The sequence below is a fragment of the Aliiglaciecola aliphaticivorans genome, assembly GCF_054782055.1.
Genome location: NZ_BAAGTF010000052.1, coordinates 1 through 19,480, shown reverse-complemented (window position 1 = coordinate 19,480; position 19,480 = coordinate 1). Strand labels below are relative to the sequence as shown.

Below are 19,480 nucleotides of genomic sequence, written 5' to 3'. Positions count from 1 at the left end.
GTGCGCTTTTAGGCTCAATTTCGATGAATAATCAAGTGCGCCAGTAGAATAGGAAAATATATGAGTGAACACCTAATAAAGAACATTGTTATTGTAGGTGGCGGGACTTCAGGTTGGATGACAGCAGCCGCCCTTGGCACTTTGCTCCGCCAAGAAGGCATGAATATCCGGTTAATCGAGTCTAGTGATATTTCGAATGTCGGTGTGGGTGAAGCGACAATTCCTCAAATTAAGCTCTTCAATGATCTACTGGGGTTAGACGAAGATGACTTCGTTAGAAAAACCCAAGCCACCTTTAAACACGGAATTGAATTTGTAAATTGGAAGAAACTAGATCACAGCTATATGCACCCATTTGGTACGTTAGGTTTAAACTTTGAAGGAGTTGAATTTCATCAATTTTGGCTAAAAATGTCGAAACTTGGTAAAGCTGGTGATTTACAAGATTATGCCTTCAATAGTGTTGCCGCGAAATCCGGAAAGATGATGCGCTCCATCGACACACCTAACTCTCCATTAAATAATATCGCCTATGCCTTCCATTTCGATGCAAATTTGTATGTAACATATTTACGAGAAATAGCTGAGAAACATGGCGTGAAACGTACTGATGCCAAGGTAACCCAAGTCAATTTGCGTAAAGCAGATGGGTTTATAGAAAGCCTATTATTAGATAGTGGCGAACTGGTTGAAGGAGAACTATTTATTGATTGTAGTGGTTTTCGCGGCATATTGATTGAACAAGCGCTACACACAGGTTATGAAGATTGGAGTCACTGGTTACCTTGTGATCGCGCCGTTGCAGTGCAAAGCAAAACCATTGAAGCGCCTGTTCCCTATACCCGCTCTACCGCGCAAAAAGCAGGTTGGCAATGGCGGATTCCGTTGCAACATCGTGTAGGCAATGGACATGTCTATTCATCAAAATTCATGAGCGATGAAGAAGCCGAAAAAATCCTTTTAGACGGTATAGATGGAGAGCCATTAACCGCACCACGAATAATTAGATTTAAGACAGGTATGCGAAAAAAATTCTGGAACAAGAATTGTGTCGCAATAGGTTTGGCTGGCGGTTTTATCGAACCCTTAGAATCAACGGCTATCCATTTAGTCCAAAGCGGTATTTCTCGACTGATGAGTCTTTTCCCGTCAAAACAATTTTTTAAACCTGATGTGGATACCTATAACTCACAAGCTGCGTTAGAGATGGAACGCATCCGCGACTTTATTATTTTGCATTACAAAGTTACAGAAAGAGACGATACGCCGTTTTGGGATTACGTTCGTAACATGGAAATACCTGAATACCTGCAAAGAAAAATAGATTTATTTAAGGCAAATGGCCGCATATTTCGTGAAGATGAAGAGTTATTTAATCAAACCAGTTGGTTAAGTGTGATGGTTGGACAGGGCATATCGCCTGAAGGTTATCATCCAATGGTTGATGTACTAAGCGAAGCGCAAATACAAAAACGTATGGAAAACGTGAAAACTGTGATTGAAAAATCTGTCGATTACATGCCCAGCCAAGCACAATTTATAGCTCAATACTGTGCAGCCTCGCCAATAGACAACAACCCTAAAACGGATTGAGAAGGTATAATAGGGTTAAATTGAATAACAAGCTTTTTGATTAACCCTTTGTATTCTTTAATGCTAACCAAGGGATTAAATTAAAGAGATTACTTAGGGTCATAGATTAATCTAAAGGGCACGTATGATTACTCGCCGCTAAATTACATAAAAATGTATCATCCATTTGCTGTTTCCAAAACAAAAACTGGGGTTCTTCCACATCAAATGCCCATACCTTTTGAATATGATAAAAGCTTTCTTGACCTTGCATCATTAAATGGATCATACGGGCCACAACTTTACCATTGACTTCACAACGCGTTTGCCAATATGCAAAAGGGATATTATTTATTTTTGGATGAGTCATATTGATGGATTCAAATGCCTGGCAATGGGATTTACCCGGTGCATCTAATTCAATGCGTTTTTGTTGTAAGTTTTCTTGGAGTTGATCATAAATGCTAACGGCAAAAGTATCCGCCCAACGCTGACCTTTCTTCTGCCACATATTGGAACGATACCGGTGGTCTTGCTTTTGAAATAATTGCCAAGACTTAAGCTCTTGAATGGAAGGTAAAACTAAGTTTTCCCCTTGATATGGGCTGTTTTGACTGGCGCAAGCCGAGAGGACAGTTATGAATATTACAGTCAGTATCAAACGCATAATGAAAGACCCAGCAGCGGAAACACTCTAACTATATCCCAACACTTCTAACTAGTCTGTGAATTCATGAACTTGTTCAAATTCTTTTGGCCATAAGAGCTCACAAATTCCTAAAAACTCGGCATTGCAGCGACTGCTAAATAACTTGGTTTTGCCGCCTTCTTGGCATCTATTTATCATGTCATTACGTTCTAAAACGGCCAAAGTCTGGCGGGCAATGGCATCGCTGGTATTTACTAACTGCACGTCATCACCTGCAATACATCGAATTTGCTGGCCCAAAAAACCGTAGTGAGTGCAACCTAACACTATTTGATCAGCCCCTTGGCTAACTAATGGCGTGACATATTGTTGAATTAATTGTTGGGTCGCGAGGGAATCAAACTCCCCCGCTTCAATTTTTTCCACTAAGCCATCACAAGCCTGAGACAAAACCTTATTATGAGTTTTTAATCTAGCGACTAATTGCTGGTATTGCTCACTTTTAATGGTGTTGTGGGTGGCCAATACGCCAACAATGCCTGATTGACTAGCATTAAGCGCAGGTTTTATGCCGGGCTCAACACCAACAAACTCAATGGGATAGAGTGCGCGTAATTTAGCAATACAGGTCAGTGTAGCTGTGTTACAAGCTACAACTATGAGTTTGACTTGCTGGGCCATTAAATATTCTACGATGGCCTGACAGCGCTGCAAAACAAAGTGTTCAAGCTTGCCACCATAGGGAGCATTGGCGCTATCGGCAACGTAAATGACATTTTCATGGGGTAACATTTGTCGTATTGCAGCGGCGATGGATAAACCACCAACACCGGAATCAAATACACCTATGGCAGCATTACTTGCAGAAGTTAGCAAGGGTAGCCCTCTCCATAAACAGACGACCTTAGAGGTCGTCTAAAAAATCTTCAAAGTTTTCGCTTTCTTCTTCCGGATCGGTATTCAAATCAGATTGAGGTACCTCACCGTCTGTGACGCGAAATTCGAGATTCTGGAAGTAGGCGTTCTTCACGAAAGCATAGGGATCAAGTGATTGTTCCAATTGCCCTTCTTGCTCCATCAGTTGAGCCCGGGCTTCTAACACTTTTATACCGGTTCGCACCGCTGCGACGTAAAATGACAAATCTTGCAGTGGAAAATATGCCGAATCCACAAAGTCACCGGTTAACGAACGAAGATCAGTGGGACCATAAGCCGGCAACATGAGGTAAGTACCCGTGCCCACGCCATACTTACCTAATACTTCACCAAACTCTTCTTCTTGTCTTTCTATGCCAATTTCTTTAGCTACATCAAATAGACCTAAAATACCCACGGTGGAATTAAGTACAAATCGACCTAAACTGGCTAAACTTCCACCGACTTTGCCTTGCAGCAGATTATTCACGGAATTTGACGGTTCTTCTAAATTCAGCGCAGCGTTATGCAATCCTTGTCGTGCCGGTTGCGGAACATAGTCGACGTAAACCACGGCAGTGGGTCGCAGAATATATGCATCAAGCACATCATAGTTAAAGTCCCACATGGTACGGTTGAAACCTTCCAGTGAGTCACGGGGATCATTATATTCGACCGCTTGAGTTTGTCCATTCACTGCCTGCTGTGAAGCACATCCACCGAGCAAAAATGCTGCAACTAATAACAAGCAAATTTTTGGGTTCATTACATCACTTCCTTATCGATAACAATTGATTGCATGATCTGATTACCTGCTTGCAGCGTGACTGTCACTTCACCCTGGAGCTCGCCTTTGGCTTGAGCTACATTTTCATCCAAGGAAATTCGCGCCACCAACCTTGCATTTTCAAGCTGGGATAATTTAAAACTCGGTAACATTGCATTCGCATCAGACAATTCAACCTGCAGTGGCAAATCAGCCAATCGATTTTTAACCACCGCGGCTGGCATTCTCACCGAACCATTGGCATCTTGAGCAAACACAAAAATAAACGCATTTTCAGGTATTTTAGCCACTAGTTCGTCAGATATTGAGACCGTAATTAAAACCGATGTATCTGCATCTGCAACCTCAACAGCTTCATCAACTTGGGGGGCAACAGACCCTTGACTAAGTTGGGCGATACGGTTTTCAACCTCAACCGTCATCGGATCATCGGCCGGTAGTATTAGTTTTAACTGTTGCCAGCTACTAAGGGCTTGTTGTGTGTCACCTAACTGAGTAGAGGCCACTGCTAACATGCCGATGGCGTTCATATCTTGGGGGTTACTCTGAACCATTGTTATTAACAAGCGTTGTGCCTTACGAATATAATTCTCTTCACCAGTCATCACCAATGTTTGGGTATAACTGGACAATACACCACTGTGCTCTGGCGCTAACATATAGGCCTTTTCAAATGCTTGTAAGGCAGACTCTAAACGATTTAAAGATGCGTGCAGCCTACCTAATAATAACCAACCTATATAATCATCGGGGGCATTTGCTAGTTTACTACGCATGGCAAGACTGAAATCGTTCAACTCATCTAGGGTGACACTGGAGTCGCCTTCTATCACGATTCGTTTCGCCAATTCAGAGGATTGTTGTTTCACCTCTTGCCAATGTTGTAAATCACTTACTTCATTGCTTTTGTAGTACAAAATTGCACACAAAATAACGCTAATACTGATCCCTAAAAACAACGGCCAAGAACCGGCTTGTTGTTGATCTGGACTGCCAACAGTTTCATCCACTAGAGCTAATTTTAGCTCTTTAATTGCAATGTCTTTATCATCAGCAGAGATTACGCCTTCATCCACTTCACGACTCAGTTCTTGCATTCGCTGTTTAATAATTTGAGTGTTAGTCAACACATCTTGGTGATGTCGATTGCGTTTAAGTAACCAAGGAACAACTAAAATCCCCACAGCAATGGCCGACAACATGGCAAAACCCAGCCAATAACTAGTCATTCTCTTTCTCCAATAACGAATCTGCTTTGGCTAAAACATCTTCATCAAAATCATTCACTTGTTTCTTACGTTGAGTCAAAACGAACCAAGCCGCACCGATGACGAAAATTACCGGTAACAACCATAACCAAATAGTTAGTGGCGTCACTGGCGGCTGATAAGATACAAAATCACCATAACGGGACTTCATAAAATCGACGATTTCTGCTCTACTTTTGCCTTCGTTCAGCAATTCGTAAACTTTACGTCGTAAATCGTGGGCAATCATGGCATCAGAATCAGCTATGTTTTGATTCTGACACTGAGGACAGCGTAGCTCCTGGGTTAGTTCCAAAAATAATTTTTGCTTCACAGGATCATCAAAGTTGTAGGCTTCTTCCAGCGCCCAAAGAGGACTAGTAACTAAAACAAATAACAGTATCAACTTTTTCATTGGGCCATTAACTCATTGTATAGAGGTGCGATTTTAGATCGCCAAACCCGAGTATTAATATCACCAATATGATGCATTCTAATCACGCCTTGTTTATCAATGAGGAAGGTTTCAGGTGCACCGGTGACCCCTAAATCCAACGAATAATCTCGCTTTACATCAAAAACATTAAACTCATATGGGTTGCCCAATTGCGCCAACTTTGCGGTAACTTCTTGTTGAATAGTTGGGATACTTTTTATCCCGAAATCAGGATCGGTATCTTGGTCGTAATACAAACCAATTATACGTACCCCCTGTTGACTCAACTCTGTTAGATAAGGTAGCTCAACAGCACAGGTGACACACCATACTCCCCACACGTTCATCAAAGTCACTTGGCCTTCAAATATGGATGGATCATAAATCACATCCGGTTGCATCAAATCCGGTAACGCAAAATCAGGGGCGGGTTTATTCAAGACAGTAGAATCGAGTTGTCTCGGGTCACCGTATAAGCCCTTATATAAGAAAATCGATACCAACACAAACAAGGTTATTGGTATTAAAAATATCGAGATCTTTTTCATACTTGTCCTTGTACTTTGGTTGCTAACGCCTCAGAGCTAGCGTCGCTGACAAGCTTGTCACCACCTAAACGTTTTTTCACTTTGGCCACTTTAGCCATGCGATAACGCTTATCGGAAATCGATAGAATTCCCCCTAAAGCCATGATTAAGGAACCTGCCCAAATCCAATTGACAAAAGGTTTGATATAGATTCTGACAGCCCAAGCGCCATCATTTAATTGCTCCCCTAAGGCAACAAATAAATCTCTGGAGATTCCACTGTCGATTCCCGCTTCGGTCATACTAGTTCGTTGTACCGGGTAAAAACGTTTCTCAGCTTCTAAATGAGTGATTTTTTTCGTCATGCTCGTATCGGTGAACACGTCGACGATGCCCACATGACCGACATAGTTTGGTCCCTTTAAGTCCCTTACTCCGGTAAACTTGAACACATACCCGCTAATTTCAATCACATCACCGGTGTGCATGCGTACATCTCTTTCCTGTTCGTAATTACTGACTAAAGTAATCCCTATTAAGGTGACCGCAAAACCCACATGGCCCATTACCATTCCCCAATGACTCGGGGTTAAACGACGCAGCTTTTGCCACGTAGTTGATGATTGAGTTTTGTCATTTTGCGCTGCAACCCGCTGCATAATTTCCTGAACAGTAGAAACGAAAATCCAAACACTTAATATTGAACCTAAGGTCGCCATATAGGTCATTTGGTTGTAACTAGCTTGGATTAAAAAGCCACCACAAACACTGATAACAAAGCCAATTAGAAGCTGTTTTTGTATAGCTTTAGGAGACTGTTTTTTCCAGCGAGATAAAGGACCCATCGCCAATAACAATACAAATGGCACGATTAAATAAACAAACATATCGTTAAAAAATGGTGCACCAATGGAAATTGATCCCAAGCCGATTTCTTTATGAACTAGGGGTAACAAGGTACCCATTAACACCACGATAGTGGCCGCCGTTAATAATAAATTATTGCCCATCAACATTACTTCTCGGGAGAACCACTCGTAGCGGCCAACACTTTTTAGTTGAGGAGCGCGGATGGCATACAATATTAATGAACCACCAACAACCACACCTAAAATAGCAAGAATGAACAAACCTCGGGTGGGATCACTGGCAAATGAATGCACTGAAACCAGCACACCTGAGCGCACTAAGAAGGTCCCTAACAAACTTAAGGAAAATGCGGAAATGGCTAATAACACAGTCCAAGACTTAAAAATCTTACGCTTTTCGGTGACTGCTAAGCTATGGACTAACGCGGTTCCCACTAACCAAGGCATAAAGGATGCATTTTCCACTGGATCCCAGAACCACCAGCCACCCCAACCTAATTCGTAATAGGCCCACCACGAACCTAGAGCAATACCTACAGTTAGAAAACACCAAGCCGCTAGCGTCCAAGGACGAGACCAGCGGGCCCAGGTAGAATCCAGTTGCCCGGATATCAATGCCGATATAGCAAAGGCAAAGGCCACCGAGAAGCCCACATACCCCATGTACAACATAGGAGGATGAATAATCATGCCAAAATCTTGTAGAAGTGGATTAAGGTCTCGTCCATCAACAGGGTAGAAAGGTAGCAAGCTTTCAAACGGATTAGAGGCGGTCAAAACAAACAGATAAAACCCGACTGCCACCATGCCTAATATTGATAACACTCTGGCAACCATGACTTGAGGAATACTATTACTCAGCACCGCTACAGCCACAGTCCAAACTGAAAAGATCAATATCCAAAGTAAAAATGAGCCTTCATGTCCGCCCCATACTGCGGTTAATTTGTAATACCAAGGCAACAAGCTGTTGGAATGATTTGCCACATAAGCAATGCTGAAATCATCGTTGTAAAATGCATTCATTAACGCACCAAAAGCAATGGCGGTAAACAAAAACATGCCTATGGCCAATGGCTTGGCAAGGGCCATAAATTGGATTTGGTTCTTGTACGCCCCCCACATTGGATAAACAGACAACAGCATTGCCATGAGTAAGGCCAATACCAGTGAAAAGTGTCCTAATTCTGCAAGCATGTTTGTTGTATCCTAATAGCCAGAATCGGTTTTTGATTCCGATTGTAAATTGTCGGGTTTGACATGCTTAATGCCTTTCATTTTTTCTGCCAATTCAGGCGGCATATACTCTTCGTCATGTTTCGCTAACACTTCATCCGCCACAATGAGGTTATTTTCCGTTAGTCGACCCGTTGCCACTATGCCCTGACCTTCACGAAATAGGTCAGGTAAAATGCCTGCGTAACGCACGGTCACTAAGGGGCCTGTATCGGCCAAATCAAAACTGACGGCTAAACTTTGTTGATCCCGTTTAACACTGCCAGGAACCACCATGCCGCCTATACGAAGACGCTGACCGATTGAGGGCGTGACACCTTCTTTACCATTAATGATCTCAGAGGGTGTATAAAAATGATCAATATTTTCACTTAGTGCACTGAGCATCATCCATACAGCTGCAGCTACCAACAGCACAACTGCCAATATTCCAAACAAACGTTTTTGACGTCTTGGATTCACGATAATTCACCTTTATTTTCAGAACTAGAATGGGATTCTTTGTCGGCACTTTCAGCCGCTTTTTTCTGTTTATTTTGTTTAATACGTTTCTTTCGAGCAATTTGCGCATTAACCGCTTTAATTAATTGCTTTTTAGCCCAAATGCTTTCGTAAACAACCAAAAGCACAGCAATGAATGACACCCCAAATGCCAGCCATACGTAAAATCCATATCCGCCCATGTCCCAAAACGCTTGCCAAGAATCAAATTGAAACGTCATGATTTCCCCTCTTTCAACAAGGTTTTGACTGCCCAAGGACGGTGTATTTCGCGGCGTAACAACTCATTTTGCAAACGCTTTAAGGTGATTGCCCCAATTAATAAGACTGCCGCCAACAAATTCACCATTAGCGGCCAAAACATTTCCGGTGCTATAGAGGGTTTATCAAACTTGCTGATAGTTGCCCCTTGATGCAAGGTGTTCCACCACTCTACCGAATAATGAATAATGGGTAGATTGATAACACCAACTAACGACATCACCCCAGCAGCTTTTCCTGCCTGAATTTTGTCGTCGAAAGATTTGTACAAGGATATCACCCCAAGATATAAAAATAGTAAAACCAGTTCGGAAGTTAAGCGTGCATCCCATACCCACCAAGTCCCCCACATAGGTTTACCCCAAGCAGCGCCGGTAAACAAAGCAATAAAGGTCATCATCGCGCCAACGGGCGCAATTGCAATCATCGCCATATAAGCTGTACGGATTTGCCAAACTAGACCAATAAGGGCAGCTACCGCCATGGCGGCATAGGCGCTCATTGATGTGATAGCACTAGGCACATGTATGTAGATAATTCGGAAAGAATCGCCTTGCTGATAATCAGCTGGAGCGAACATAAGCCCTAAAATCAGACCACTAATTAAGGTTATTGCTGCACTGATTGAAAACCATGGCAATAGGGTTTGACAGAGCCGATAAGTTGACTCTGATTTAGCATAAGGATGTAACCACTTCCACATTAACTTTGACTCACTTTTAATGCATAGGCAATGGCCATAGGAGCCAGTGCAAGAGCGAATAATAACATTGCTCCAATTAAGCCTAAATGGGCTGAATAAGATATTTGTAGCGAGGCGGCTTCTACTGCCGCGGTAGCAAATATCAATAAAGGTACAAAAACCGGTAACAATAACAAGGCTAACAATACGCCACCTTTCTGCAGCCCCACAGTCAAACCAACTGCGACTGCGCCAACTAAGCTCAGTAGTGGGGTACCAACTAACAAGGTAGCCAACAATGCCCAATACATCTCTAACGTTAGGTTTAAAAAGAGCCCTAACAAAGGAGACAATAAAATTAAAGGTACAATGCTGGCTAACCAATGCACTGCCACCTTAACCACGCAAACAAGGGGCATAGATGCGCCACTTAGCATTATCTGCTCAAGGGTTCCATCCTGAAAATCGTCGCGGAATAATCTCTCCATCCCTAACAAGGAAGATAAAATAGCTGCCACCCAAATAACGCCGGGGCCAATCTTTTGTAGAATTTCAGGGCCAGGACCAACGCCCAACGGAAACAAACTAATCACTAACACAAAAAACATCATTGGCTGCAATAGTTCAGCTCGCTGACGAAATGCCAAGGCTAGATCGCGTTTGAAAACAGCCAACAATGAGGCGGTCATATGCGATACTCCAACAACAATTCAGATGTGGGGTAATCCACATCTAAGGTTTGATGAGACGTAATAATAATCGCCCCGCCTTCACTCAAATGTTGAATCATTTTGTTTCGCAGCAAAGCAATGCCTTGCACGTCTAACGCTGTAAAAGGTTCATCTAAAATCCATAGCTTAGCGTCAGTTTTCAACCATAAACGGGCTAAAGCAACACGCCTTTGCTGACCTGCAGAAAGCTGACTTACTGGTACATCTTCAAGGCCAACTAAGCCCAGCTCGGCAAATAATTCAAATAATTCAGTTTCTGTGCAATTCACTTGATTTAATTGACACCAAAATTGTAAATTTTCAATGGCATTTAAATTCAGACTTAACCCCAACTTGTGTCCAAAATAAACCAGATCTTGAAAATACTGCTCACTCACAGTGTGAATATCTTGGTGTTTATACTCTACATAGCCGGCAGCAGGATCGCTTAAGCCAACCAAAATTCGTAACAAACTGGTTTTTCCAGCGCCATTTTGGCCGCGCACATAAAGTAATTGGGAGGGTTCGATTGAAAAATTAACCATCTCAAACAAGGTTCGATCTTGTTTTACACATCCCAAATTTTGCCCACGTAACAATGCCAAGTTGAGTCATTCTCCAGTTAGGCTATATACAACAATGACTTAACTAATTGTTAAATCAAAAATATTTCGATTTACTTAAAACTTCCAGCCGAAAAATCGGCGCAAATGATACCATAGCAAAAAGCCAAATCCAGCTATTAGATTCTATATCTACAACAGGTTATGCTTAGTCAGTGTTTAATCTACTGACGCTTTGCCGATAACCTGTTTATGTCAGATATATCACTTAACGCCCAACAGCAACTTGTACAGTTAGCAGCTCAGCTTTCGAAGCTGTCTACAAACTCGCCAGTTGCAAAACAAGCAGCGCAAGTTATCGTGCAGTTTTTAGCAAACAATCAAATTGGTTTAACCTTGCCCAAACAGCAGCAAACCGTCACCTTGCCAAAACCAGCCAACTTACCTCAGGCATTGAACGCCACCCAAGTACAAGCACAATTGCAAAATCATACCAGTTCGTCGGGTAATCAAAATACTACTTCAGAACTATTATTATTTAGCACGTCAACAAAAACAGACAGACAGTCGGTTTTAGCGAGCCTCAATCAAAAACAACTTTCCACCATTTTAAATGCCATTAGCAGCAAAGCATCTCCCAGTGGACAAGCTAAAAGCGCTACTGTGGAAGTAAAAGTAGTGAGTAGTCAAAACAACACCCTTAATTTATCAACCCAAATACAAGGTAAATCAGAACTCATCAAAGTAACCTTGCCAACTATAAAGCAGGTATTGCCAAGCAATCAAAATCTACATTTGCAGATCACCCCGAAAGGCAACCAGTGGCAAGTTAAACTAAACACAGAGAGTCAAACTAAACTAAGCACAGTAGTAAACACAGACAGTCCAACAAGCCATCAAAACCAACAGACTGTCCGCCCAAACTATTCTCAAAACAATCAGCAACATAGAGGCGTGCCGCCAAACCAACAGAGTCTGAATAACAGCCAAACTCAGGCCAACGCGCAAACCACTACTCAGAGTCAAACGAACCCTGGGCAAAAAGTCATTATGCTCAATTTGAGCAAACCTGATATCGTTAAATTGTTACAATCTGATTCAGCTAGGCTGCACAACACCGCCCACAATGTGTCTTTGTCGGTACCTCGTCAAACATTGATCGAGACCCTGACAAAACACCCGGAACTGCGTTTAGACAATGCCGTATCTAAACTTTTACAGGTCGAAGGATCAGTAAAAAATGTGAGTATCAACATACTGGTATCTGGTTTAGGTGAGATTAAAGCCCCTGTAAAGACTCCCCTTGCTCAGCTTCCCCTCACAGAAGCCCAAGTGAAACAAATCAAACAGGTGCTGTTTTTGCAAACGGATCCTAAACCAACCTCCAATCAAACCGCCGAACCCTCCGTTTTGCGTTCAGACACGGCAATAGTCAAACCCGAAACTTCCACAAAAAGCCAAGCCATAGGTCAATCAGCCAAAATGGATAAGCCCCATGGTGGTCACAATACAAATCAATTGCCCGCAAAGGAAGCTACACCCAACCCCATGCAAACAGATCGCCCTGAAGTGGTTAAAACACTTCCCAATTTAACCAGTAAAATAGCGGCGATACCCGCAGCTGAGAAACAACAAATATTGTCACAAATAAGTGAATTAATGCGCCGGGTTTTGCCACAAGTAGCTAGCCCAAGCGACACACTGCAAAAAATTGAAATAGCCTTAGGAGATCCCATTTTAACAAAGTCCCCAGAGACTAAAGCGGTAGTGGAATCGATACTGAAACAACTCCAGCAAGGCACACCCCAAGGCAAAGAAGCTGATGTTGAAAATATTAAACAGCTAATCACCCAAGCCCCTCTTAACTTGACGCCCATACAGCTGACCCAAGCTATTTCTTCCCAAGGATTAGTCGCGGGTTTGATGACAATGTTACAGGTTAGCTTAGCTGCCAAGTTAAATAGAAACCAACCTCAGAACAATGAAAAAATCGCTCAAATAGTCAGTGGCCTGCTCTCTGGTTCAAACAAAACTGTTTCTCCACCCACTCAACGAAGCTTAAGTGATCTCAATCAAATGGAACAAAAGCATCAGATACTTAAGCAGCTAGGGCGTATGTTTGCGCAACATCAATCATCTAAAATGAATAATGCTGAACAAGCCTTACAAGGACAAGAAAGCTTTTATTACGTGTTACCCAGCGGTATCGGTGAAAACAAAAAAGATATCGAATTACTCATCAAACGAGAGCCGGATAAACATGGAAATGCAGATAAACAAAAAAGCAAACTCGCAATTTGGCATCTAACCATGAAAATGGACATTGGTGATATTGGGCAAATACTCACGAAAGCGAAATTACAACAAAATGAACTAGAGCTAGACTTGTACACCTCCAATGAAGCGGTAAAGGATTTGGTCTATAACTATCTACCTATGTTTAAAAAGCGATTAAAAAGCCTAGGCATTGAAGTGGCTAAAGCACAGTGTCAACTAGGGAAAATACCTGAACATTTGCAAACTCGTCCTTATCATATTTTTCAAACCCAAGCATAATAAGTAGACACTATGACAGATCCTAAAAAAGCAAAAAAAACCAAGAGTGCGGTAGGCCTTCAATACCAAGAAGGAGACAAACAAGCACCAAAAGTTATCGCCAAAGGGTTTGGGGATTTAGCCGAAGAAATCGTTACCCTTGCAAAACAAAGTGGTGTTTTAGTACACGAAGATCCTTACTTAAGTGAATTTCTTGCCAGCATGGATTTAGGTCAAGAAATCCCCGAGCAGTTGTACCATGTTATAGCGGAGCTCATCGCCTTCTCCTACGTATTACAAGGCAAATTTCCAGAGAGCTGGGCGGCTAGTCGACATAAATTATCGACCAAAGCTTAAATACTTATCATTTGTTAAACAGTTACTTAGGTATTGTTTTATACACCTAGTTGTTTTTAAAAAGATGTGTTGTCACAAGCAGGCAGGTTACTCTAGTTGTAATATGTTGAGTGGGAATAATTTAATGACGCTGCACGCATTTAAAAAAGTGTCTAACATCTGTGTTGCTCTAAGCACATTGTTGATTACGAATAATGTATACGCCATTGCTGAACAAGTATTGGCGCAATCTAGTGATACCATTGAATACGGCTTAATCGCTATCCTAGCCTTGTTCGTTGTAGTTTTTGTAATGATGATCATTTTTAAAGTCGGTCACAAAAAAGCGACTCATCAGCTTGCTGAAAATCAGCGAATTTTACAACAAAACACCTTTTATCTAGATAATTTCCAGGTGGGTATGGTGCATGTAAACCATGCTGGTGAAATCCAATACTGTAATAAATTAGCTGCATATTTTTTAGGAAACAGACCTGAAAATCTAACTGGAAAAGGGTTAAGCACACTGTTTAATAAGCAATATTCTGAACAAATTGAAAAAGGGATTAACGCTAAAGTTCAATCTAAAGAACAACTTATAGGCCCTGTAAAAGAGCGTGATTTATTGCTCGAATTTGCTCCACAAAAAGGCAATATACACAACATTGCATCAATTATATCCATAGTCGACTTTACCGCAGCTCAATCAAAAATAGCTTCCTTAACGAATTCCTTAGACTTTAATAACCAGCTGTTAGATAGCAGCCAGATAGGTCAATTAGAAATCGACTTATCAGAAAAAACATTCAGAACAAATAGGGTTTTCTCCAAGCTACTGGCAAACACTGATGAGCAAATTCAAGGGGATCTAAAACAGTTTGAACAATATATATCACAACAAACACAGTTCGCTTGGATTCAAGGACTTAAAGATTTAGAAAGGGGGCAACCCATTGATTTAGTGTGCAAATTGGATGCCCACGAAGGAAATGTATTTGTTAAGGTTATTGGCTTGCCATTGAACTTGGATGAGAAGGGGAAAGCGCAAAACGCTCACATGACTGTCACCAACATCAGTCCCCAGGTAGCGTTAAAAGAGCAGCTAGCCGCTAGCAAACAGATTGTAAAAGGGATGCTCAGCTCCATGAGTCACCCTACCCTATTATTGGATGAGAATAGTTTAGTAGTGGCCTGTAACACAGCATTTGAATTGATTTTTAATACGTCGACGGAGAATTTACGTCAACAACCTGCAAAACAGCTGTCGGTGTTACCAACTGAAATTCAAGATCTTATGCCCCAAGGACAGTCATCCAGCATGGTTTATTCTGCAAGTGTTGGTAGTGCCAAGGAAATGAGCTTAACCTTAGCTACTGGCGAACAAAGAACTTTAAAAATAAAGATTCAGTCTTTTCGTGATGAAAGCGGTAACCCTGCAGGTTCAATATGTTTAATGGAGGACGTTACTGAGCTTAAACAGACCAAAGCACTCCTGGAACACGAGCGTCAGCACTTCGCTAATATCATTAATAAGGCACCACTAGGTATCGCCATGATTGACGAGGACGATGGCATCGTACAAGCCAATTCAGCATTAACACAACGTCTTAATATCACTGAAAAAGAATTAAAGAAAATCTCGTTTTATCAATTATTTAATGACCCCAAAAATTCAGGAAAAGCGGCCAAAAAGCTACACAAAAATGGTCGTCTAGAAGGCTTCCACGCCGACTTAAAGGGCAGTCAACAACAGTTGCATCCTAGCGAGCTAAATATCGAATTATTTGACCGCAAAAAACAACATTATTTATGCTGGATATCAGATATTAGTGATGAACAATATCAGCAAGATAAATTCGAAAGTTTGTTGTTACACAGCAGTATGCCAATGGCCGTATTGGCCGAAGATGGCTTTAATAAGCTCAACCCCGCAGCCTGTGACTTTTTCTCAGTAGAAGACCAGGAAGATCTATTTGGGCTCTATCCTTATTCGCAAAAACTTAACGATGAAGAATCGGATCTCGAAAGCCTACAACATAAAATTGAGCACATAAAACAAGATGGACAGGCATTATCAATCACTTGGCAACACAGGCTTGATAAGAAAAAACTGCCTTGTCAGGCCACCTTTGTTCCTATGTTTAAAGGTCAGGATTTTGATTCAATATTATGCATATGGACAGATTTAAGAGCCATTAAAAAAGCAGATCAAGAGCGCTTAGAAGCGATTAATTTGCATCAAGCAGCGGAACGATTAATTGTCGAGAAACAACAACTATTGGAAAGTAGCCAAGATCAATTAGCCAGCAAAGTAAGATCACTGTCTGATACCCAATCTAAGCTAAAAGCAGCTGAAGAAGATATTACCGATAAAACATCTGAATTGTCCTCTCTACAAGAAGCCCACGACAATATCACTGCACACTTAAATCAATTACAAGAAGACTATCAACAGAGCAGAGATTCACTGGCCAGCAGTGAACAAGCCAATGAAGAATTGGCCAAGCAACTGGAACAAACTAGCAAACGTGTTAATGGTCTAGAAAAACAACGAAATCAAATTGCCGATGAATTGCAGTACAGTAACAAAAAATACAAAGACGCTCAGAAAGAGTTGGCTGAAAGTGAAGAAACCGCTCGCACTTTAGAAACAGAACGACAAGAACAACAGCAGAAAATGCTTGCCTTTGAGGGTGAAATCAGTCAGCTGAAAACATCTATTCATCAAAAAGACAAACAGATTTCAGATGTAAACGGCCAGATAAGTAGTTTGCAATCGAAATTATCAAGCTCTAGTCAAGCCAGTGAAAAATTACGTCAGTTGCTAATTAATCAACGTAAAGCTAGCGAAAAAGCTGAACAACAACGGCGTGACTTAGAGCAATCGTGTTTCGTTGCGCAATCTGAATTGTCCAATAAAGCCCGTCATATTGATCATTTGCAGTATGAAATGGATAAATTTGAAGAAATGTCCAAGCAGCAAAAAGGCGATATGGAAAAACAACAGGCGTTGCTGCAACAAGAGCTTGAAAATAAACAACGTCAGTTGCAAGCAACCCAAGGAGTTTTAAATCAAGCCCAACGTCAGTCAGAACAAGATAAAGCAGAAAAACAGCAACAACAGCAACGCTTACAGCAATTGCAAGACGACTTAATGGAAGTTGAACGTCGCAGTGAACAGCAACAACAAAAAATAGCCGAAGCCGATAAACACTGGGCGCAACAACAACAAAAATTACAACAAGAGTTACACGACAAACAACAAAAACTGCAGGACACCCAACGCATTTTGCAGCAACAAGAACTGCAAGTAGAAGCAGAGAAGTCTGCTAAAGCTGAGCAACAAAAAGTGTTCGAAAAGTTACAACAAGAATTAGCAGAAATGGAGAGGCGTAGTGAATTGCAGCAACAGCAAAAAAATGATGAAGCTGAGTTAAGGCTGCAAGAACAACAGCTACAATGGCAGCAAGAACTTGAACAACAGCAACAGAAACTGCAAAGGGCTGAACTGAATCTAAATCAAGCCAAACAACAAACTGAAGCAGAAAAAGTACAACAGCGGGAATTGATGCAGCGCTTACAATCAGAATTGGTTGAAATGGAAAAGCGTAGTGAACAGCAGCAAAAACAAATTGTAGAAGAGGCTAACCGTCGTTGGAAAGATAAACAAGATGAGTTACAAAAAGCGCTGCAACGTAAGCAGCAGAAACTATTAGAAACCGAACAAGCTTTGCAAAGAACGGCACAGCAAACCGAAACTGAAAAAGCGGCTAAACAACAGCAGCAAAAGATTTTTGAACAACTGCAATCTGAATTAGTAGAAATGGAGCAACGTAGTTCTCAACAACAACGAGAAATGCAAGAAAGTGATCAACAATGGCAACAGCGGCAGGAAGCGTTAAAACAAGAAGTTGAGGCCAAGCAAGCAAAACTGAAGCAAACTCAACAACAATTAGACGAGAATCAGCGGCAAGCGGATAAGGAAAAACGGGAGCGCCTCGAACAACAACAAAAACTTGATCAATTGAAGTCAGAGTTATCAGATGTAGAAAGTCGTGCGACTAAACAAAAAGAAATGCTGCAAGGAAGTGATGAGCAATGGCGTCAACATCATGCAGAAATTGAGCAACAGAAAAAACAGCTGCAACAGTCTTTACGTGATGCTGAACAGCAAAATAAACAAATGCAAGAGAAGCTTCAGCACAGCCTGCAGGAGTTAGCCCGGGCTGAGTCACAAGTGAACGATACCCAGTCTGGAGAACAGAAGTTACAATTAGAATTAGAACAAGCAAAACGAGAAGCCCAGGAACTTCAAGGCAAACTGAAACAGCAAGAGCTGCAGGAGCTAAAACTACAACAACAGTTAGCAGAACAGCAAAATGCGCTGCAAAACAGCGAGCAAAATGTACAAAAGATGCAAAATGAACAACAGCAACTGGCCAATCAATTGCAGTCTATTCAGGCTGAGTACGACCATACAAAAGCAAGTTTAAGCGCACAAGATAACAATCAATCAGAGTTAACTGAAAAATTACAGCAATTGGAACAAGAGTTAATCAATAACAAACACCAGATTGCGAATAAAGAGACGGAATTAGAGCGAGCACAAAAACAACTGGAGTCCAGTCAGGCTAAATTACAAGTCAAGGAAAAAGCTTTAGTTGCTGCTCATAAAGAAGAATTGAAACAAGTTCAAGAACAACGTCCTGATTCGGAAACTCTACAAACCCCTGAGTTTGCCAAATTAGAAATGCCTAGAGATCCTCATATTTGGTTCGACTTATTGCCCTTTTTACAAAAAAATCCCCCAAAACAGTCTCTGGCCGTTGATTTAGGTGCATTGATGAATGAGTTAGAGGATGCCATGGAAACCATGGATAAAGCAGTAACCGAAGACAATGCAAGCGCAATACTAACCCAAGGCCGAAAACTCGCGCATATTGCCCGTAAAGTTAACTCTAATCCTTTGGATGATGTAGCTACGCGTTTAGAAGCGGACTTTCGACAAGGAGAAGTTGATAGTATTTCAATATTTTGGCCGAGTGTAAAAGAGTCAATAATGACCACGCTTAGGGTGATTTATTCCCATTTAAACAAGTAATTTATACATAATTGGGCTTAGTTAAGTGTGGTTCTGAACTAGGCCCAAGGATATAAATTTAATAGTCATACTATTGCCAATTTGGCGCTGAACATGCAATATTGACGACAGTATCCAATCTCTTAAAAGCCTCAATTTATTCTGAACATGCAAAATCAAATTATTTATCAATTCCCCAACGGTCAGATAGCGAACCGTTTTCTCAACGATGTGAATTCTGATCAACTTCCTAATATCAGAGCTAAATTGTACCGCGGTTCTTTGAAGGTGCAGGTAACTTACCAATATTCGGATTCTGGGTTCGACAGCACCAGTGCGGAACTGGATGACCTGGCGGGCAAATACGGTGGCGAAGAAGTAAATTAAGGTTAAATATCTAAATCAAGACAGCCACAAACTAGACCACCTCTTTCAAGTAATCAACTAAGCTTTAGGTATTAGATTCAACAGGAAGAACTATGCCTTTAGCAAGGAAGCGTCAAATTTGTTTGACGGACACTCCCTACTATCACTGCGTGTCCCGCTGTGTTCGTCGGGCTTATTTGTGTGGGAA

The 19,480-nt window shown here is 41.5% G+C and carries 17 protein-coding genes; 5 read left to right on the top strand and 12 right to left on the bottom strand.

Annotation, left to right across the window (positions count from 1 at the left end):
- The first annotated feature begins 60 nt into the window (after positions 1-60).
- Entirely contained in the window at positions 61-1,593 is a 1,533-nt protein-coding gene (locus tag ACYVIL_RS19205; RefSeq protein ID WP_460314248.1) for a tryptophan halogenase family protein, read from the top strand.
- A gap of 106 nt (positions 1,594-1,699) precedes the next feature.
- Here ACYVIL_RS19205 and ACYVIL_RS19200 read toward each other — a convergent pair whose 3' ends face one another.
- Genes ACYVIL_RS19200 through ccmA form a run of 12 tightly spaced genes read right to left on the bottom strand, consistent with a single transcriptional unit; the run spans position 1,700 to position 10,997 of the window.
- Positions 1,700-2,239 (bottom strand): hypothetical protein, encoded by a 540-nt coding sequence (locus ACYVIL_RS19200; RefSeq protein WP_460314246.1) that lies wholly within the window; start codon positions 2,237-2,239, stop codon positions 1,700-1,702.
- Positions 2,240-2,290: 51 nt separating this feature from the next.
- The gene (gene murI / locus ACYVIL_RS19195; RefSeq protein ID WP_460314244.1) at positions 2,291-3,097 is read right to left on the bottom strand and encodes a glutamate racemase; all 807 of its coding nucleotides are present in this window, start codon (positions 3,095-3,097) and stop codon (positions 2,291-2,293) included.
- A 28-nt stretch (positions 3,098-3,125) separates the two neighbouring features.
- Positions 3,126-3,902 (bottom strand): MlaA family lipoprotein, encoded by a 777-nt coding sequence (locus ACYVIL_RS19190; protein ID WP_303472352.1) that lies wholly within the window; start codon positions 3,900-3,902, stop codon positions 3,126-3,128.
- Positions 3,902-5,152, bottom strand: a complete 1,251-nt coding sequence (gene ccmI / locus ACYVIL_RS19185) for a c-type cytochrome biogenesis protein CcmI (RefSeq protein ID WP_460314242.1) — start codon at positions 5,150-5,152, stop codon at positions 3,902-3,904. The genes ACYVIL_RS19190 and ccmI overlap by 1 nt, the downstream gene beginning before the upstream one ends.
- Positions 5,145-5,585, bottom strand: coding sequence for a cytochrome c-type biogenesis protein (locus ACYVIL_RS19180; protein ID WP_303472356.1), 441 nt, complete (start codon positions 5,583-5,585; stop codon positions 5,145-5,147). The genes ccmI and ACYVIL_RS19180 overlap by 8 nt, the downstream gene beginning before the upstream one ends.
- Complete coding sequence (locus ACYVIL_RS19175) at positions 5,582-6,154, bottom strand: DsbE family thiol:disulfide interchange protein (protein WP_460314239.1); 573 nt, start codon at positions 6,152-6,154, stop codon at positions 5,582-5,584. The genes ACYVIL_RS19180 and ACYVIL_RS19175 overlap by 4 nt, the downstream gene beginning before the upstream one ends.
- Positions 6,151-8,199 carry a heme lyase CcmF/NrfE family subunit gene (locus tag ACYVIL_RS19170; RefSeq protein WP_460314237.1) on the bottom strand — a complete coding sequence of 683 codons (2,049 nt, stop codon included), beginning with the start codon at positions 8,197-8,199 and terminating at the stop codon, positions 6,151-6,153. The genes ACYVIL_RS19175 and ACYVIL_RS19170 overlap by 4 nt, the downstream gene beginning before the upstream one ends.
- Before the next feature lie 12 nt (positions 8,200-8,211).
- Positions 8,212-8,700, bottom strand: a complete 489-nt coding sequence (gene ccmE, locus ACYVIL_RS19165) for a cytochrome c maturation protein CcmE (RefSeq protein WP_303472362.1) — start codon at positions 8,698-8,700, stop codon at positions 8,212-8,214.
- Complete coding sequence (gene ccmD, locus ACYVIL_RS19160; RefSeq protein ID WP_460314235.1) at positions 8,697-8,960, bottom strand: heme exporter protein CcmD; 264 nt, start codon at positions 8,958-8,960, stop codon at positions 8,697-8,699. Before ccmD ends, ccmE begins: the two co-directional genes overlap by 4 nt.
- Positions 8,957-9,703, bottom strand: coding sequence for a heme ABC transporter permease (locus tag ACYVIL_RS19155; RefSeq protein WP_303472366.1), 747 nt, complete (start codon positions 9,701-9,703; stop codon positions 8,957-8,959). The genes ccmD and ACYVIL_RS19155 overlap by 4 nt, the downstream gene beginning before the upstream one ends.
- Entirely contained in the window at positions 9,703-10,371 is a 669-nt protein-coding gene (gene ccmB, locus ACYVIL_RS19150; RefSeq protein WP_303472367.1) for a heme exporter protein CcmB, read from the bottom strand. Before ccmB ends, ACYVIL_RS19155 begins: the two co-directional genes overlap by 1 nt.
- The gene (gene ccmA, locus ACYVIL_RS19145) at positions 10,368-10,997 is read right to left on the bottom strand and encodes a cytochrome c biogenesis heme-transporting ATPase CcmA (RefSeq protein WP_460314232.1); all 630 of its coding nucleotides are present in this window, start codon (positions 10,995-10,997) and stop codon (positions 10,368-10,370) included. The genes ccmB and ccmA overlap by 4 nt, the downstream gene beginning before the upstream one ends.
- A 210-nt stretch (positions 10,998-11,207) precedes the next feature.
- On the opposite strand from ccmA, the gene ACYVIL_RS19140 reads away from it, so the two are divergent.
- The 4 genes from ACYVIL_RS19140 (at position 11,208) to ACYVIL_RS19125 (ending at position 19,293) form a co-directional block, all read left to right on the top strand.
- The gene (locus ACYVIL_RS19140) at positions 11,208-13,511 is read left to right on the top strand and encodes a flagellar hook-length control protein FliK (RefSeq protein ID WP_460314230.1); all 2,304 of its coding nucleotides are present in this window, start codon (positions 11,208-11,210) and stop codon (positions 13,509-13,511) included.
- A 12-nt stretch (positions 13,512-13,523) separates the two neighbouring features.
- Positions 13,524-13,847: an EscU/YscU/HrcU family type III secretion system export apparatus switch protein gene (locus ACYVIL_RS19135; RefSeq protein WP_303472371.1), complete on the top strand. Its 324-nt coding sequence runs from the start codon at positions 13,524-13,526 to the stop codon at positions 13,845-13,847.
- 124 nt (positions 13,848-13,971) lie between these two features.
- On the top strand, positions 13,972-18,927 hold the full coding sequence (locus tag ACYVIL_RS19130) for a PAS domain-containing protein (protein ID WP_460314228.1): 4,956 nt from the start codon (positions 13,972-13,974) through the stop codon (positions 18,925-18,927).
- A 147-nt stretch (positions 18,928-19,074) separates the two neighbouring features.
- A complete protein-coding gene (locus tag ACYVIL_RS19125) occupies positions 19,075-19,293 on the top strand; it encodes a hypothetical protein (protein WP_303472375.1) in 219 nt (72 codons plus the stop codon).
- Positions 19,294-19,480 lie beyond the last annotated feature (187 nt).

Bases quoted from the DNA above. Each gene is read 5' to 3' on its own strand.
- ACYVIL_RS19130 (WP_460314228.1), top strand. From the start codon at position 13,972: ATGACGCTGCACGCATTTAAAAAAGTGTCTAACATCTGTGTTGCTCTA.
- ccmB (WP_303472367.1), bottom strand. From the start codon at position 10,371: ATGACCGCCTCATTGTTGGCTGTTTTCAAACGCGATCTAGCCTTGGCA.
- ACYVIL_RS19190 (WP_303472352.1), bottom strand. From the start codon at position 3,902: ATGAACCCAAAAATTTGCTTGTTATTAGTTGCAGCATTTTTGCTCGGT.
- ACYVIL_RS19180 (WP_303472356.1), bottom strand. From the start codon at position 5,585: ATGAAAAAGTTGATACTGTTATTTGTTTTAGTTACTAGTCCTCTTTGG.
- ACYVIL_RS19205 (WP_460314248.1), top strand. From the start codon at position 61: ATGAGTGAACACCTAATAAAGAACATTGTTATTGTAGGTGGCGGGACT.
- ccmI (WP_460314242.1), bottom strand. From the start codon at position 5,152: ATGACTAGTTATTGGCTGGGTTTTGCCATGTTGTCGGCCATTGCTGTG.
- ACYVIL_RS19170 (WP_460314237.1), bottom strand. From the start codon at position 8,199: ATGCTTGCAGAATTAGGACACTTTTCACTGGTATTGGCCTTACTCATG.
- ACYVIL_RS19200 (WP_460314246.1), bottom strand. From the start codon at position 2,239: ATGCGTTTGATACTGACTGTAATATTCATAACTGTCCTCTCGGCTTGC.
- ACYVIL_RS19155 (WP_303472366.1), bottom strand. From the start codon at position 9,703: ATGTGGAAGTGGTTACATCCTTATGCTAAATCAGAGTCAACTTATCGG.
- ACYVIL_RS19140 (WP_460314230.1), top strand. From the start codon at position 11,208: ATGTCAGATATATCACTTAACGCCCAACAGCAACTTGTACAGTTAGCA.
- ACYVIL_RS19125 (WP_303472375.1), top strand. From the start codon at position 19,075: ATGCAAAATCAAATTATTTATCAATTCCCCAACGGTCAGATAGCGAAC.
- ccmD (WP_460314235.1), bottom strand. From the start codon at position 8,960: ATGACGTTTCAATTTGATTCTTGGCAAGCGTTTTGGGACATGGGCGGA.
- ACYVIL_RS19175 (WP_460314239.1), bottom strand. From the start codon at position 6,154: ATGAAAAAGATCTCGATATTTTTAATACCAATAACCTTGTTTGTGTTG.
- ACYVIL_RS19135 (WP_303472371.1), top strand. From the start codon at position 13,524: ATGACAGATCCTAAAAAAGCAAAAAAAACCAAGAGTGCGGTAGGCCTT.